Source organism: Yersinia rochesterensis (assembly GCF_003600645.1).
Taxonomy (GTDB): Bacteria; Pseudomonadota; Gammaproteobacteria; order Enterobacterales; family Enterobacteriaceae; genus Yersinia; species Yersinia rochesterensis.
This window is the reverse complement of record NZ_CP032482.1, coordinates 2,369,908-2,387,056: the sequence shown is the minus strand read 5'-3', so window position 1 is coordinate 2,387,056 and position 17,149 is coordinate 2,369,908. Positions and strand designations below refer to the sequence as shown.

Sequence of the window (17,149 nt, the reverse complement as noted above, 5' to 3'; positions counted from 1 at the left end):
ACCCATTAGATTTTGCACTAATGAGGGTTCTGCACCAATTTCATTCAGTCTTAGCTGTAATCATGGTGTATTTCCCCCGTTTTTAACAGGCCACTTGAGTTTTACTACTGTATTTTTATCAAAAAAGTGGCGAAGTGCTTGGCGTAATATAAATCTGATGGCAGAAAAAGTGTCAAAGTAACGCGCTTTTACTGCGCCATGGCTATTATTTGCGCAATATAAAATTTTGATACTGAATAGTTTATGACGGTATTTGACCTTGGCTGATAGTCATCACTTTCGCATCATTCTGAATTGATATAAATCGTTCGACAAAGGTGATTGCGAACAGATAATCTTCCAGTGGAATAATCCTTAAAACAATGACACATATAGATAGGGTCGCACTAATGATCCCACAGATTTCTCAAGCACCGGGTGTTATTCCGTTGGTGCTGGATTTTTTGGATGCTTTGAAGCAACACGGATTCACCGGCGATACTGCCACTCATTATGCCGATCGCCTGACCATGGCGACGGACAACAGTATTTATCAATTACTGCCTGATGCCGTTATATTCCCGCGCTCGACTGCGGATGTGGCACTGATTGCCCGCCTGGCGGGGCAGGATAATTTCAAATCGTTGGTCTTCGCCCCACGCGGTGGCGGAACGGGCACCAATGGCCAGGCATTGAACACCGGTATTGTGGTGGATATGTCGCGCCATATGAACCGCATTCTGGAGATAAATGTCGAGCAAGGTTGGGTGCGGGTTGAAGCGGGCGTGATTAAAGACCAGCTTAATCAATATCTGCGGCCGTTCGGCTATTTCTTCTCACCAGAATTATCTACCAGCAATCGCGCCACTTTGGGCGGAATGATTAACACCGACGCCTCTGGTCAGGGTTCATTGGTTTATGGCAAAACCTCTGACCATGTGCTGGGTTTGCGCGCCATTTTACTGGGGGGTGAGATGCTGGACACCCGCGCGATGCAGACGTCGCTGGCAGAAACGATTGCGCAGGAAGATTCCGTCACTGGCCGTATTTACCATACAGTGTTGAATCGCTGCCGTGATCAACGTGCGCTGATTCTGGAAAAATTCCCTAAATTAAACCGCTTCCTGACCGGCTATGATTTACGTCATGTGTTTAGTGATGACCTACAAACGTTTGATTTAACGCGGATTCTAACCGGCTCTGAAGGCACTCTGGCCTTTATTGCCGAAGCAACGCTGGACATTACACCTTTGCCAAAAGTTCGCCGTTTGGTGAATGTGAAATATGACTCTTTTGATTCCGCGCTGCGCAATGCCCCTGTTATGGTGGAAGCCAAAGCGCTGTCAGTGGAAACCGTGGACTCCAAAGTCCTCAATCTGGCGAAAGAGGATATTGTCTGGCACTCGGTTAAAGAATTGATTACTGATGTCCCTGATAAAGAGATGCTGGGGCTGAATATTGTTGAGTTCGCTGGTGATGATAAACCCCTGATTGACAAGCAAATGGAGGCACTTTGCCAGCGTTTGGATGATTTGATGGCGGCCCATGAAGGCGGGGTGATTGGCTACCAGATTTGCAGTGAATTAGCCGGGATTGAACGTATTTATGGCATGCGCAAAAAAGCGGTGGGGCTGCTCGGCAACAGTAAAGGGCAAGCCAAACCAATCCCATTCGCCGAAGACACCTGTGTGCCACCACAACATTTAGCCGATTATATTGTTGAATTCCGTCAGTTGTTGGATAGCCACAACCTGACTTACGGCATGTTTGGCCATGTGGATGCTGGCGTATTGCATGTTCGTCCGGCACTGGATATGTGCGATCCGCGACAAGAAATGCTGATGAAGCAGATTTCAGATCAAGTGGTGCAACTGACAGCGCGCTATGGTGGCTTGTTGTGGGGGGAGCATGGTAAGGGCTTCCGCGCAGAGTACAGCCCAGAGTTCTTTGGTGAGGTGCTTTATCATGAATTGCGGCAGATAAAATCAGTATTTGACCCCGATAACCGCCTGAATCCGGGGAAAATTTGTTCTCCATTGGCCAGTGACGCGCCGATGATGAAAGTGGACACCCCCGACAAACGCGGCACTCTGGACCGGCGCATCCCACTGGCGGTCAGAACCTCATTCCGTGGCGCGATGGAGTGCAATGGTAATGGGCTTTGCTTTAACTTTGATGCCCGCAGCCCCATGTGTCCGTCAATGAAAATAACCGGTGACCGGATTCATTCGCCGAAAGGGCGGGCAACGCTGGTACGAGAATGGCTACGGCTGTTATCCGAGCAAGGGGTTGACCCAGTAGCTCTGGAGCAAGGGCTGGCAACCCAGCGGCCCAGCTTGCGCGGGTTGATTGAAAAAACGCGCAATACCTGGCATGCCAGCAAGGGTGACTATGATTTCTCTCATGAGGTTAAAGAGGCGATGTCGGGCTGTCTGGCGTGTAAAGCTTGCTCGACACAATGCCCGATAAAGATTGATGTACCGGGCTTCCGCTCCCGCTTCCTACAGTTGTATCACACCCGCTATCACCGGCCATTGCGTGATTATGTCGTCGCGGGTGTGGAAGATTATGCCCCGCTGATGGCGAAAGCGCCGAAAGTGTTTAACTTCTTCCTCAAGCAACCTTGGGTGGGTGCATTAAGCCGCAAAAGCATCGGCATGGTGGATTTACCGCTATTGTCCAGCCCAAGCTTAAAGCAGTCATTGTCTGGGCATTACGCCAGCACCATGACGCTGGAACAGCTTGAGAAGTTGTCCGCAGCTGAGCGCAGCCAACATGTTTTGATCGTGCAAGACCCGTTTACCAGTTATTACGATGCGCAGGTTGTTGCTGATTTTGTTCGGCTGGTGGAGAAACTCGGTTTCAATCCGGTGTTATTGCCATTCTCGCCGAATGGTAAAGCGCAGCATATCAAAGGATTCCTGCAACGTTTTGCCAAAACAGCCCGGAAAACAGCTGATTTTCTTAATCGCATTGCGCTATTGGGTATGCCAATGGTGGGGGTTGACCCGGCCTTGGTGCTTTGTTATCGCGATGAATATAAAGAGATTTTGGGTGATTCTCGTGGTGAGTTTAGTGTGCAGTTAGTTCATGAGTGGCTACAGGTGGCGCTGACGGAGCAACCCGAACAGCCAATCAGTGGCGAATCTTGGTATCTGTTCGGCCATTGCACTGAAACCACGGCGCTGCCAGCCAGTAGTCAGCATTGGGCCTCGATATTCTCCCGTTATGGTGCCAAGCTGGAAAACGTCAGTGTCGGCTGTTGCGGCATGGCGGGAACCTATGGTCATGAAGCAAAAAATATCGATAATTCATTAGGTATTTATGCATTATCCTGGCAGCAGGCTTTACAAAAACTACCGGGTAAACGTTGTTTAGCCACCGGTTATTCTTGTCGCAGTCAGGTTAAACGCATTGAAGGCAATGGCTTGCGGCACCCATTGCAGGCGCTGCTAGAGTTGGTTTAATATCTACAGATCATTAACATTTATGCAACTTCAAGTGGGAAGGGGAAAGGATGCTTTGGAAACGCAAAACGACGCTAGCTGAACTGAACAAAATTGGCGCTGATTGTATGGTCGCCCACTTGGGTATTGAAATAACCCGGCTGGGCGATGACGAATTGGAAGCGACGATGCCGGTAGACCATCGGACAACTCAACCTTTTGGGCTGCTGCACGGCGGGGCGTCAGTGGTGTTGGCGGAGTCGTTGGGGTCGATGGCGGGGTATTTGTGTACCACTGACGGGCAACAAGTCGTGGGGTTGGAAATCAATGCCAATCATCTAAAAGCGGCCCGGTCTGGGAAAGTGCGCGGCTGTTGTCGTGCTATTCATGTTGGCCGCAGCCATCAGGTTTGGCAAATTGAAGTTTTTGATGAACAAAACAACCTGTGTTGTACCTCCCGTTTGACTACTGCCGTGCTATCCCCCACATAATATACTCGTCATACTTCAAGCTGCATGTGCGTTGGCCGCTTTCGTTCACCCCAGTCACTTACTTGTGTAAGTTCCTGGGGACTCGCTCAATTGCCGCCTTCCTGCAACCCGAATTATTTAGAGTATACTCCCTCGAAATGCATACCTATATGTGGCTCTGTGCCAGAGTACATCCATTTTCATTCCCCCTGAGAGAGTTTTCAGCTAAAGTTAATGGAGAAATAGGTATTTTTTATGAATGTTTAAAAATTCAGGGATTAACCCGATTAGCCTCTGAAATAACAAGGGATTTGAACATCGCTGTGATAATTATTGTTTTATTTCATGGCGATAAAAGAGCACTTGTTTATCCAGACTTCTTCGGCCATCGCAGCATGCTTGTTCGTTGCCGCCTCATTTGAGGTCTAAACGGTACTTTTCTTAATATCCCTGCAAAACAAACGGTTGAAGTGATAATTATTATCACTACCATTGTCAATAAGCTGTGTTGATTTCCCCATAATCAGCCAGCTCATTATTAACCTGAAAAGTGAGAATCTCACCGGTATTAAGGTAGGGCATATGCAACAGGAATCCGTCGGGACATTTTCACTCGATGATAATGTTTGGCAAGGCGTTACAATCACTGACAGCGCAGCGGCGCAAATCACCCGACTCATGCAACAGGACCCTGAAGTCAAAGGGTTACAGCTTGGGGTGAAGCAATCCGGTTGTGCCGGATTTGCGTATGTGATGGATATGACCAAGGAGCCGGCCAGTGACGCGCTAGTGTTTGAACAGGGCGGCGCCAGACTTTACGTGCCACTGAAAGCGATGCCTTTTATTGATGGCACCGTGGTGGATTACGTCCGCGAAGGGCTGAATCAGATTTTTAAATTTAATAATCCTAAAGCTCAGCATTCCTGCGGGTGTGGCGAGAGTTTTGGCGTTTGAGCGATGTAAACGAAATGACACGAAGCAATGTAGAAGTTCCAGATGAAGTGCAGGCTTGGGTCAGCGATGGTCGCTACAAAGAAGGTTTTTTTACACAGCTCGCGACTGATGAGCTGGCGAAAGGCCTCAGTGAGGATGTCATTCGCGCCATTTCTGCCAAGCGTAATGAGCCGGACTGGATGCTGGAGTTTCGCCTGGGGGCTTATCGAAGTTGGCTAGAAATGGAAGAACCGCACTGGCTGAAAGCACATTATAAAAGTCTGGATTATCAGGATTATAGCTATTACTCAGCGCCATCCTGTGGCAGCTGTGATGATAGCTGTGATTCGCAGCCCGGAGCGGTGCAGCAATCGTCTGCCGCTAGCGATTTGTCTGAACAAGCAATGAATGAGTACCTCACCGCCGAGGTCGAGTCTGCATTTGCCCAGTTAGGGGTGCCGGTGCGGGAAGGCGCTGAAGTGGCGGTTGACGCCATTTTTGACTCGGTTTCGGTGGCAACCACTTATCGAGGGAAACTGGCCGAACAAGGCATTATTTTCTGCTCATTTGGTGAAGCTATTCAGGAGTACCCGGATTTAGTACGCAAGTATCTCGGCTCAGTGGTGCCAGCGAAAGATAACTTTTTTGCCGCGCTCAATGCCGCAGTGGCTTCTGACGGCACTTTTGTTTATGTGCCGAAAGGGGTGCGCTGCCCGATGGAGTTATCAACCTATTTCCGCATTAATGCTGCCAAAACCGGTCAATTTGAGCGCACCATTCTGATTGCTGACGAAGACAGTTATGTCAGTTATATCGAGGGGTGCTCCGCGCCCGTTCGTGATAGTTATCAGTTGCATGCGGCGGTGGTTGAAGTCATTTTACATAAAAATGCCGAAGTGAAATACTCGACTGTGCAGAACTGGTTTGCTGGGGCTGACAGCACCGGCGGTATTCTCAATTTTGTGACCAAACGGGCGTTGTGTGAAGGTGATGGCTCCAAAATGTCGTGGACCCAATCTGAGACTGGCTCGGCGATTACCTGGAAATACCCCAGTGTGATTTTGCAGGGCGATAACTCCATCGGTGAGTTCTTCTCGGTCGCGCTGACTAACGGCCATCAGCAGGCGGATACCGGCACCAAGATGATCCACATTGGCAAAAACACCAAATCAACCATTATTGCCAAAGGGATCTCCGCCGGACACAGCCAAAATACCTATCGTGGGTTGGTGAAAATCCTGCCGGGCGCGGATAACGCGCGTAATTTCACTCAATGTGACTCGATGCTGATTGGCCCGGATTCCGGCGCGCATACTTTCCCTTATGTGGAAGTGCGTAATAATACGGCGCAATTGGAGCACGAGGCGACAACCTCCAAAATTGGTGATGACCAACTGTTTTATTGCTTGCAGCGCGGTATCAGTGAAGATGATGCCATCTCAATGATTGTTAACGGCTTCTGTAAGGACGTGTTCTCCGAATTGCCGCTGGAGTTTGCCGTCGAAGCACAGAAATTGTTGGCCATCAGCTTGGAACACAGTGTTGGTTAAGTCTGAGCTGAATAAGTATTTGCAGAGTTTTGCGCGCCTGCGCACCAAGGAAACCTATGTTAAGCATCAAGAACTTAAAAGTCAGTGTCGAAGGTAACGAGATCCTCAATGGTTTGAATCTGGACATCAAACCCGGCGAAGTGCATGCCATTATGGGGCCGAACGGCTCAGGGAAAAGTACCTTGTCTGCGGCGCTGGCCGGGCGGGAAGAATATGAGGTCACTGAAGGCAGTGTGACTTTCAAGGGCAAAGATTTGCTGGAGCTGGCCCCAGAAGATCGTGCGGGTGAGGGCGTCTTTCTGGCTTTCCAGTATCCGGTAGAAATTCCGGGGGTCAGTAACCATTTCTTCCTGCAAACCGCCGTCAATGCGGTACGCAAATATCGCCAACAGGAACCGCTGGATCGTTTTGATTTTGCTGATTTCATTGAAGAGAAAATTGAGTTGCTCAAAATGCCGGCAGACTTACTGACCCGTTCAGTGAATGTGGGCTTCTCGGGCGGTGAGAAAAAACGCAACGATATCTTGCAGATGGCGGCGCTGGAACCCTCTTTATGCATTTTGGATGAGACTGACTCCGGTCTGGATATTGATGCGCTGAAAATTGTCGCCAACGGGGTGAACTCGCTGCGCAATGAGAATCGCGCCTTTATTATTGTGACTCACTATCAGCGCATCCTCGATTACGTCAAACCAGACTTTGTCCATGTGCTGTATCAGGGGCGAATCATTAAGTCTGGTGATTTCACGCTGGTGAAACAGTTGGAGGAGCAAGGCTATGGCTGGCTTACCGACCAACAGTAATACCCCAAATCAACAACGCATTCTTGCCGAACAGCGTAGTAATGCCTTAGCGAATTTTGGCCAGCTATTTGAACAGAGTCAAAAGCTTAAGCAGCACCAAAATGGTCAGGGTGCTGAAGCTACGGCACATTGGCAACAGGTGCTGGCATTGGGTTTCCCCAGCATCAAGCATGAAGATTGGAAATACACACCGCTGGAGCGTTTATTCGCCCATAGCTTCGGCTTTGCTCCGGCGGTGAAAGTGACGGCGGCTCAGCGCGATAATTTGTCATTGTTGCAAGATGCCCATCGTTTGGTTTTCATTGATGGACGATATGCCCCGGAATTGAGTGACAGTGAATGTGGCCCGTATCAACTGGCACATATAACTGAAAATACTCAGTTTCCAGCGGCGATTCAGTCGGAAGTCTTTTTGCATCTGACCGAAAGTCTGGCTCAGGAAAGCTTGCACATCCGTTTGCCTGTCGGGCAACACAGTGATAAACCGCTGTATCTGTTGCATATCAGTTCAGGCAATAGCTCTGAGGTGGTGAATACCAGCCATTACCGTCACCATCTGGCGATTGAGGCGGGCGCACAGGCAGAGGTCATTGAGCATTTTGTCAGTCTTAATGAACAGCCGCATTTTACCGGTGCGCGGCTGACTGTTTCGGTGGGTGAGAATGCAGAGTTGAACCACTGCAAACTGGCGTTCGAAGCGCCCCAAAGCACCCATTTTGCCCATAATGACTTAGTGTTAAGCCGTGATGCGCGAGCGAAGAGTTATAGCTTCTTGCTCGGTGCGGGGCTGACCCGCCATAACACCAGCGCCCAGTTAAATGGCGAGGGTGCCAGTTTGTCGATGAATAGCTTGCTGCTTCCTATAGGGCGAGAAATTTGTGACACCCGCACTTACCTGGAACATAACAAAGGCTATTGCGATAGCCGCCAACTCCATAAGGTCATGGTGCGCGAGCGGGGTAAAGCTGTCTTCAATGGCATAATAAAAGTGGCTCAGCATGCAGTAAAAACTGACGGCCAGATGACCAATAATAACTTACTGCTCAGTAAGTTAGCTGAGGTAGATACCAAGCCACAGCTGGAAATTTATGCCGATGATGTGAAGTGCAGTCACGGGGCTACCGTCGGGCGTATTGATGCAGAACAGCTATTTTATCTGCAATCACGCGGTATCAATCAAGCTGATGCGCAGCAAATGATTATTTTTGCTTTTGCCGCCGAATTGACCGAAGCCATCCATCACGAAGCCATTCGCAAAGCTGTATTGGCGCGAATTGCCGAGCGGTTGGCTGGGGAGTCGCTATGAGTTTCTCTATTGGGCAAGTCAGTATTGAGCAAGTCAGAGCTGATTTCCCGCTGCTTGGCCGTGAGGTTAACGGCCAGCCGTTGGCATATCTGGACAGCGCCGCCAGCGCACAGAAACCACAAGTGGTTATTGACCGGGAACTTAACTTCTATCGTGCAGATTATGCGGCGGTTCATCGGGGCATTCACACTCTGAGTGCCGAAGCGACTGGGCAAATGGAAGCGGTACGTCAACAGGTCGCGGACTTTATTCATGCCGCTTCTGCGGAAGAAATCGTCTTTGTCAAAGGCACGACGGAAGCTATCAATTTAGTGGCGAACAGTTATGGCCGCCATTTTCTGCAAGCCGGTGACAGCATTATCATTACCGAAATGGAGCATCACGCCAATATTGTACCGTGGCAGATGCTGGCAAAAGAGATTGGCATTGAAATCCGTGTTTGGCCGCTGATGGCGACGGGTGAACTTGAATTAACCGCGTTAACGAGTTTGATTGACGGCACCACTAAACTGTTGGCGATCACTCAAGTTTCCAATGTGCTGGGGACAGTGAATCCCATTAAAGAGATCGTGGCGCAAGCTAAAGCCGCGGGTTTGGTGGTGCTGGTGGATGGCGCACAGGCGGTGATACATCAGCCGGTCGATGTTCAGGATTTGGGCTGCGATTTTTATGTTTTCTCTGGACATAAACTGTACGGCCCATCGGGCATTGGTATCTTGTACGGCAAAAGTGAATGGCTACAAAAAATGCCGCCATGGGAAGGGGGCGGTGCGATGATCAAAACTGTCAGCCTGACACAGGGCACCACCTTTGCTGATGCGCCATGGCGTTTTGAAGCGGGGTCTCCCAATACTGCCGGTATTATGGGGCTGGGTGCTGCAATCAGTTATGTGAATCAGTTGGGGCTTGCTAATATCCAGCAATATGAGCAATCACTGATGCAGTATGCGTGGGAACAACTGCGCCAGATTAACAGCCTGACACTGTATGGCCCGGTAAACCGGGCTGGGGTTATTGCGTTCAATCTGGGGCCACATCATGCTTATGATGTCGGCAGTTTCCTGGACCAATACGGTATTGCGATTCGTACCGGGCATCATTGCGCCATGCCGCTGATGGCATTCTACAAGGTGCCAAGCATGTGCCGGGCGTCGCTGGCGCTTTATAATACCCGTGAGGAAGTTGATCGGCTGGTGGTTGGGTTGCAGCGCATCGAAAAATTGCTGGGCTGAGTGTTCTTTAAAACCGATTATACCCAAAGTCATTGGCGCTGCCGGTAGGCAGCAGCGGCCTCATAGAGGCGAGGCCCACGGACGGGCTGAATCGTGAACGTAGCTAATATCCCTGCGGCTTCAAGGACGCGGGGGATTATTTAGGAAGCATGTTATGGCTGGTTTGCCAGATAAAAATAAATTGATTCGTAATTTTTCCCGCTGTTTAAATTGGGAAGAAAAATACCTGTATGTGATCGAGTTAGGTGCGCAGTTGCCGCCCTTAACTGAGCAGCAGCGCCAACCAGAAAATCTTATCTCTGGCTGTCAAAGCCAGGTGTGGATTGCAATGACTCGCTCTGAAGCTGGGCATGTGGTTTTTGCCGGTGATAGTGATGCCGCTATCGTCAAAGGTTTGGTCGCGGTGGTGTTCATCCTGTATCAAGGTTTGACTCCACAGCAGATAATTGAGTTAGATGTTCGGCCCTTTTTTGCCGATTTAGCCCTCAGTCAGCACTTAACACCTTCGCGTTCCCAAGGTCTTGAAGCCATGATCCGCGCCATTCGCACTAAGGCTGTTGCCCTCAACGTTTGCTGATCTACGCCAACATTTTGTGCTTTATTCTTCGCGCTGTGTGCATTTTGCGCCGCGCGTCACAGTATTAAAATGGTGATATTTCAGCAGCTTAAATCGGCCTCCATGCCAGAAAAAGCACAATAAATTACATTGTAACACCTTGATTTTTAGAGATATAAATTGCCTTTATAATATGGGCTGTTACTATATGGTGGCCTTATAATTGGCTGCTAAAATTAACGTAGATATATCCGTCATTTTTCAAACTGCTGGCGCGTTGGCGGCTTTTCGTTCCCCCGAATCACTTACTTGTTTAAGTTCATCGGGATTATGAGCCTCACTCTGAGGCGCTGTTCAACATGGTTTACAACCAAGTTGTCACTCGCTTGCCGCTTTCCTGCAATTTGAGATTTATTGGATATAACCGTGTAAATCGAATTTTAAGAAGTGATGTAGGAACTAAGCATGAAACGTGCATTAACTTTGATTGGTATGTTATTCGCAACTTGTCTGGCGGGAAGTATCACTGCTGCCAATGCGACCGAGTATCCTCTGCCGCCAGCCAATAGTCGTCTGATTGGTGAAAATACTACTTATACTGTTCCAAATGATGGCCGTCCGCTGGAGGCTATTGCTGCCGATTATAAAATCGGTTTGTTGGGGATGCTGGAAGCAAACCCAGGTGCTGACCCGTATTTGCCATTACCGGGTTCAGTGCTCACTATTCCGACCCAGATGTTGCTGCCAGATACCCCACGTGAAGGTATCGTCATCAACTTGGCTGAACTGCGCCTTTATTATTACCCTAAAGGTCAAAACAAAGTTGTGGTGTACCCAATCGGTATCGGCCAGTTAGGGCGTAATACCCCAACGATGACAACCACAGTCAGCCAAAAGATCCCGAACCCAACCTGGACACCAACGGCAAATATCCGTAAGAACTATTTGGCGGAAGGTATTACTTTGCCATCAGTGGTTCCGGCCGGCCCGGAAAACCCTATGGGGCTGTTTGCTATGCGGTTGTCTGCGGGGAAAGGTGAATACTTGATCCACGGCACCAACGCGAACTTTGGTATTGGTATGCGTGTCAGCTCCGGCTGTATCCGCTTACGTCCGGATGACATTGAAGCGCTGTTCAAATCCGTACCTAAAGGTACTCGCGTGCAAATCATCAATGAACCGGTTAAATATTCTGTTGAGCCAGATGGTAAGCGTTATGTGGAAGTTCATCAGCCGTTGTCTCGTGTAGACAGTGATGATCCGCAAACAATGCCAATTGCTATCAGCAGCAGCCTGCAGAAGTTTATCAACGACAGCCAGACTGATGCACAAGTGGTTCAGGAAGCGATTGTTCGCCGTGCTGGTATGCCCGTCATCGTCACTGTAGGTGAGACTGCCACTGAGCAGGCTCCGGTTGCTGTAGCGCCTCAGGGCGAGCAACAGGCACAACCACAGAACGAAGAGCAGCAACCTACGGAGCAAGAGATGCCTAAGTTGGTTCAACCAGGCCCGGTTTATTCAGCTGCAAACTAAGAGCTGTGAGCTAAGTTCTCATCTCACACGCACCTTTGCCATGGCAGCCGTCGGTTTGCTGTGGCAAAGCATAGCGTGCACCCATATTGTGAAACGAGTTGATGAAGTAGGGCGTTAGGGAAGAGGTCAGCAGGGAAGGTCACAATCAGAAACTGGTTTTAGCAAGATAAAAAAAATGGCGCACAATGTGCGCCATTTTTCATTCAGGAAGTAATATTACTTCTTGTAAGCGTGAGCTTGGTTGTCAAGACGTTGGTTAGCACGTGCTGCATCGTCTTTAGCTGCTTGAACGTCAGAACGGATTGCGTTCACGTCGTTGCTCAGTTGGTCAACTTTAGCGTTCAGAGTTTGAACGTCAGAAGACAGTTGATCGATTTTAGCATTGCTTGAACAACCAGCCAGCATAGTAGAAGCCAGAATTACCGCGCCCAGTACAAGTTTAGTACGATTCATTATTAACACCCTCTAGATTAAGTTAATCTCCATGTAGCGTTACAAGTATTACACAAAGTTTTTTCGAAAGAGAATAAATTTTTAGTATTAGGGGGGTTTATTTTGATCGTTCGCTCAAAGAAGCATCTTGTTTTAAAAAAAAGTTAAAAAAACGAGGGAAAACAGCCGGATTCTTTCGGAAAAGTCCGACTCAGAAAAAAACTTTTGGGCGCTTAGGATAAAATGGATTTTTCGGAAAGTTTATTTAGAGATGTTTAAAAAGAAAACGCCGCTATGAAAAGCGGCGTTTTTAATTAGTATTGACTCTTTCGTTGAGATTATAAAACGTGTACGGAAGAGGTATTGGTGGTGCCGCTTGGTACTAAAGCACCAGAAACCATAATGACTACGTCGCCTTTCTGCGCCAGACCGCTGGCCAGAGCCGCTTCTTTACCAATGCGGTAGAAGTCATCTGTTGAAGCAATTTCGGCGACTAATTGAGTTATCACACCTTTAGTCAGAATTAACTGACGAGCAGTGGTTTCATTGGTCGTCAGGGCTAAAATGGTCGCGGTTGGGAAGTATTTACGAACTGACTTAGCGGATTTACCGCCGCCAGTTGCCACCACTATCACTTTTGCTTCCAGTTTTTCTGCAGTTTCTACTGCGCCACGGCAAACCGCTTCAGTGATACGCATTTTGCGATTATCGTTCAGCGTTTCGATGCGGCTTGGCATGATACGGTCTGTACGCTCACAGATGGTTGCCATGATGGTGACAGACTCTAATGGGTACTTACCCTTGGCACTCTCACCAGACAGCATCACGGCGTCGGTACCGTCCAAAATGGCGTTAGCGACGTCGCCGGCTTCTGCACGAGTAGGGCGTGGGTTTTTGATCATGGAATCGAGCATCTGAGTTGCAGTGATAACAACTTTACGTGCACGGTTACATTTCTCAATCATCATCTTCTGGGCGAAGATAACTTCTTCTACCGGGATCTCAACACCCAAGTCACCACGGGCAACCATGATACCGTCAGAGGCTTCCAGGATTTCGTCGAAGTTATTCAGACCTTCCTGGTTTTCAATTTTGGAGATGATCTGGATGTGCTCGCCGCCGTGTGCTTTCAGGTGTTCGCGGATTTCCAGCACGTCAGAACGCTTACGGATAAAGGAAGCGGCAACGAAGTCCACGCCTTGCTCACAACCAAAGATCAGGTCAGCTTTATCTTTTTCAGCCAATGCAGGCAGTTGGATAGAAACGCCTGGCAGGTTAACGCCTTTGTTTTCGCCCAAGTCACCGTTGTTCAGCACTTTACAAACTACAGTATTTTCAGTGACTTCAGTCACTTCCATACCGATCAAACCATCATCAACCAGTACGGTGTTGCCAATTTTTAGGTCAGCGGCAAAGCCCGGGTAGGTCACAGCAACGATGTTATTGTTGCCAATAACGCTTTGGTCTGTGGTGAAAGTGAAAGTCTGGCCTGCAACCAGCGCTGCATCTTTGCCGCCTTCCAGTTTCATGGTGCGGATTTCAGGGCCTTTGGTGTCCAGCAGAATACCGGCTTTCAGGCCAGTTTTTGCCATAACAGCACGGATATTCTTGATACGTTGACCATGCTCTTCATAGTCACCGTGGGAGAAGTTTAAGCGCATAACGTTCATACCTGCATTCAGCAGGTTCGTCAGCATTTCTTCGGATTCGGTTTTTGGACCTATGGTACAAACAATTTTAGTCTTTTTCATGACGGATTTTTTCTACAAGTTGTGATGGATAAAAAGCAAATGTTCCGTTAAATACAGCAACGGAGTGGGATCTGATTAGTGTCTGGTGTAGCGAAACGTTACCAAGAAGCAAAACATTACTAAGAATAGATGACAGTTGCGGAAATAGAATGGAAAACTTTAGCACGAGGCTAAACGCATGATCGGTATACGATGGCGTAAATGTGAGTTGTATTTTTTTAGCGTATCGGCAGATCAAGATGCTGAAACCATTCAACTGAAACGACGGTTCGTATTATAAGCGGTAAGTCGCGGGAAATGAAATAGAAAACAGAAACTCATTGTCGTTTTTTATAAAAATGGGCCATTAGTCGCGCAAACAGAGAGAATAATACTTAGTTTGTTGCGCAACAAAAAAAGTTTTTAACAATTTTAACAAGCGGATGGCGGAAAAATTGATGAAAGCAATATAACCAGACTTAAGAAATTCGAGTAGGGGATATTGAGTCAGACAGGAAATTAAGCAAACAGCAGATTGGTGCGTTCTAATGGACTCGAACCATCGACCCCCACCATGTCAAGGTGGTGCTCTAACCAACTGAGCTAAGAACGCATTGAGAAACTATCAATTTGAAATTTGTAGATAATACCAAAGTGGTGCGTCCGAATGGACTCGAACCATCGACCCCCACCATGTCAAGGTGGTGCTCTAACCAACTGAGCTACGGACGCACATGATACTCTGGTCACTTCAGGTAATTTAATTAAAGTGGTGCGTCCGAATGGACTCGAACCATCGACCCCCACCATGTCAAGGTGGTGCTCTAACCAACTGAGCTACGGACGCACATACTACCCTTCTTATCTTGAAGCCATAGCGTTGTTAGCTGCACTTACTCACCCGAATCACTGACTTGAGTCAGCTCTGCGGGACTCGTGCATTTGCTGCCTAGCTACAGCTCCAATTACTTGGGTATATTATTTTCACTCTTATTACCTGCCATCAATGCTGACAGCGGGGACGAATATTAACGAGCTGCCCGTCTGCTGGCAAGGGGAAAAACATAATATTCACTGCAAACTCACGTAATTGCTGAGCTTTTACCCATTACGCTGTTTTTTTCTTCATCTTTTCTGATTTATAGGGGCGTTAATCATGGGCATAAGCCGCTGTGATTAACGCCCACAATACGATTAGCTTCCAAAATAATAGCGCTTAGTGTGCCGCTTTTTGCAGAATAAAAGCGGACGGTTGCTTTTGTAACCAACGGATGCGTAGCGCCATTAAGATCGCCGCCAAGGTCAGGCCGATAACAAACCCAATCCAGAAGCCACTAGGCCCCATGGCCGGAACAATATAATCGGTCAGCCCTAACAGATAGCCACTCGGTAACCCCACCAGCCAATACGCGGTAAAAGTAATAAAGAAGATCGAGCGGGTATCTTTGTAACCGCGCAATACACCGCTGCCAATCACTTGAATAGCATCAGATAATTGGTAAAGCGCTGCCAGCAACATTAAGTGGGAGGCCATCACCACGACTTCCGGAGTTTTGTTATACAGCAGCGCAATATGCTCTCGGAATACCACGGTAAACACTGCGGTGACACAAGCCAGCATTAACCCAACCGCAATACTGGTATAGGCGGCCACTTTGGCGTCATCAACCAACCCTTGACCGAGGCGAAAACCAACACGAATGGTCGCGGCGACACTCAGTGACATCGGTAACATAAACATCAGTGAGCTAAAGTTGAGGGCAATCTGATGCCCTGCAACGGCGACAATCCCTAGCGGAGAAACCAGCAGTGCCACTACCGCGAACAATGTGACTTCAAAAAACAGCGCCAGTGCAACGGGCAATCCAAGGCCACCGAGGCGTTTCATCACTTTCCAATCAGGGGCGGCAAAACCTTTCTCTAGTTTGATATCTTGCTGTGAGCGGGCGCGAGTCACATACCAGCGCATCATCAAGAACATCACCCAGTAAACTGTCCCGGTTGCTACCCCGCAACCCACCCCGCCGAGCGCCGGGGCACCAAATTTACCGTAGATAAAAATATAGTTAATGGGAATGTTGACCAGTAAGCCAATAAAGCCAATCACCATCCCAGGTTTGGTTTTGGATAATCCCTCACACTGATTTCGCAGCACTTGGAAAAATAGATAACCGGGCGCTCCCCACATAATGGCATGCAGGAAACCAACCGCTTTGTCGGCCAGCACCGGGTCAATATTATGCATCTGTCTAATAATTTGGTCGCTGTTATAGATGACCACCATAATTAATAGTGAGACACAGGATGCCAACCAAAACCCTTGTCTGACCTGATGAGCAATCTGATTGCGCCGCCCTGATCCGTTAAGTTGGGCGACCGTCGGGGTCAGCGCCAATAATAACCCGTGACCGAATAAAATAGCCGGTAACCAGATAGAAGTCCCAACAGCAACAGCCGCCATATCGGTCGCACTGACAGAACCGGCCATAATAGTATCAACCACGCCCATGGCTGTTTGGGACAATTGCGCAATAACAACAGGAATAGCGAGAGCTAATAAGCTACGCGCTTCGACAATATACTTCTGCACGCATACACCTTTTTCTACCCGTCGACTTTCAAGATGCAAGGGGGTTGGCTGCCCTCATTACTCGGCCCTTTCATGGGCCAGGCCTCTTCGAGGCCGTTGCTAGCAGCGTTCAAACCTGCTCCCGACAGATTTGTTACTCGGTTGCCGCCTACCTGCATCTCGAAGTTACTTGGGTATAACCTAGTTATGATGTCAATAACGACTATTTATCGCGCATGAGCGATAAATAAAATAGCGGAAAAACTTTGGAGCATAAAAAGTATAAAAGATTGTACCTTCTCACCGTGCTTAAGCAATCCTTGTCATTAAATATACCCGTCATACTTTAAGCTGCATGTGCGTTGGCTACGCTGAATAACCCGAATCACTTATCTGTGTAAACTCATCGGGATGAATGAGCCTCCTCCTTGAGGCTCACCCTGCGGGCTAGCATAAATAATGCTGTTCAAATCGGTTCCCGACCGATTTGTCACTCACTTGCCGCCTGCCTGCAACTCGAATTATTTAGGCTATATCAACTGAATATCAACGAAATAACTTCAATAGTAATTTTTAGTCTAAGTGGTTTGGTTTTCTTTATCTTCTGAGG

At 48.3% G+C, this 17,149-nt stretch carries 12 protein-coding genes and 3 tRNA genes; 9 read left to right on the top strand and 6 right to left on the bottom strand.

The features are described 5' to 3' along the window. The first annotated feature begins 389 nt into the window (after window positions 1-389). The 9 genes from ydiJ (at window position 390) to DXZ79_RS11135 (ending at window position 11,808) form a co-directional block, all read left to right on the top strand. Window positions 390-3,446 carry a D-2-hydroxyglutarate dehydrogenase YdiJ gene (ydiJ, locus tag DXZ79_RS11180; RefSeq protein ID WP_038632619.1) on the top strand — a complete coding sequence of 1,019 codons (3,057 nt, stop codon included), beginning with the start codon at window positions 390-392 and terminating at the stop codon, window positions 3,444-3,446. Between the two features lie 50 nt (window positions 3,447-3,496). Continuing rightward, complete coding sequence (locus tag DXZ79_RS11175) at window positions 3,497-3,916, top strand: hotdog fold thioesterase (protein ID WP_038632620.1); 420 nt, start codon at window positions 3,497-3,499, stop codon at window positions 3,914-3,916. A 561-nt stretch (window positions 3,917-4,477) separates the two neighbouring features. Beyond that, window positions 4,478-4,849, top strand: coding sequence for a Fe-S cluster assembly scaffold SufA (gene sufA, locus DXZ79_RS11165; RefSeq protein ID WP_038632624.1), 372 nt, complete (start codon window positions 4,478-4,480; stop codon window positions 4,847-4,849). A gap of 14 nt (window positions 4,850-4,863) precedes the next feature. Beyond that, a complete protein-coding gene (gene sufB / locus DXZ79_RS11160; RefSeq protein ID WP_038632626.1) occupies window positions 4,864-6,378 on the top strand; it encodes a Fe-S cluster assembly protein SufB in 1,515 nt (504 codons plus the stop codon). Between the two features lie 56 nt (window positions 6,379-6,434). Then, a complete protein-coding gene (sufC, locus tag DXZ79_RS11155; RefSeq protein WP_038632628.1) occupies window positions 6,435-7,181 on the top strand; it encodes a Fe-S cluster assembly ATPase SufC in 747 nt (248 codons plus the stop codon). Next, a complete protein-coding gene (sufD, locus tag DXZ79_RS11150) occupies window positions 7,156-8,487 on the top strand; it encodes a Fe-S cluster assembly protein SufD (protein ID WP_050291677.1) in 1,332 nt (443 codons plus the stop codon). The genes sufC and sufD overlap by 26 nt, the downstream gene beginning before the upstream one ends. Beyond that, the gene (sufS, locus tag DXZ79_RS11145) at window positions 8,484-9,719 is read left to right on the top strand and encodes a cysteine desulfurase SufS (protein ID WP_050291678.1); all 1,236 of its coding nucleotides are present in this window, start codon (window positions 8,484-8,486) and stop codon (window positions 9,717-9,719) included. The genes sufD and sufS overlap by 4 nt, the downstream gene beginning before the upstream one ends. Window positions 9,720-9,873: 154 nt before the next feature. Further along, window positions 9,874-10,296 (top strand): cysteine desulfuration protein SufE, encoded by a 423-nt coding sequence (sufE, locus tag DXZ79_RS11140; protein WP_038632634.1) that lies wholly within the window; start codon window positions 9,874-9,876, stop codon window positions 10,294-10,296. A gap of 444 nt (window positions 10,297-10,740) precedes the next feature. Continuing rightward, window positions 10,741-11,808, top strand: a complete 1,068-nt coding sequence (locus DXZ79_RS11135) for a L,D-transpeptidase family protein (protein ID WP_038632636.1) — start codon at window positions 10,741-10,743, stop codon at window positions 11,806-11,808. Window positions 11,809-12,024: 216 nt separating this feature from the next. Here the strand turns inward: DXZ79_RS11135 and DXZ79_RS11130 are convergent, their stop codons facing one another. The 6 genes from DXZ79_RS11130 to DXZ79_RS11105 form a co-directional block, all read right to left on the bottom strand. Next, window positions 12,025-12,261: a major outer membrane lipoprotein gene (locus DXZ79_RS11130; RefSeq protein WP_005165631.1), complete on the bottom strand. Its 237-nt coding sequence runs from the start codon at window positions 12,259-12,261 to the stop codon at window positions 12,025-12,027. Window positions 12,262-12,578: 317 nt separating this feature from the next. Next, window positions 12,579-13,991 (bottom strand): pyruvate kinase PykF, encoded by a 1,413-nt coding sequence (gene pykF, locus DXZ79_RS11125; RefSeq protein WP_038632638.1) that lies wholly within the window; start codon window positions 13,989-13,991, stop codon window positions 12,579-12,581. Between the two features lie 515 nt (window positions 13,992-14,506). Continuing rightward, a tRNA-Val gene (locus DXZ79_RS11120) sits at window positions 14,507-14,583 on the bottom strand. A 42-nt stretch (window positions 14,584-14,625) separates the two neighbouring features. Continuing rightward, window positions 14,626-14,702 (bottom strand) — tRNA-Val (locus DXZ79_RS11115). Between the two features lie 38 nt (window positions 14,703-14,740). Continuing rightward, a tRNA-Val gene (locus tag DXZ79_RS11110) sits at window positions 14,741-14,817 on the bottom strand. 369 nt (window positions 14,818-15,186) lie between these two features. Then, entirely contained in the window at window positions 15,187-16,560 is a 1,374-nt protein-coding gene (locus DXZ79_RS11105; RefSeq protein WP_038632640.1) for an MATE family efflux transporter, read from the bottom strand. Window positions 16,561-17,149 lie beyond the last annotated feature (589 nt).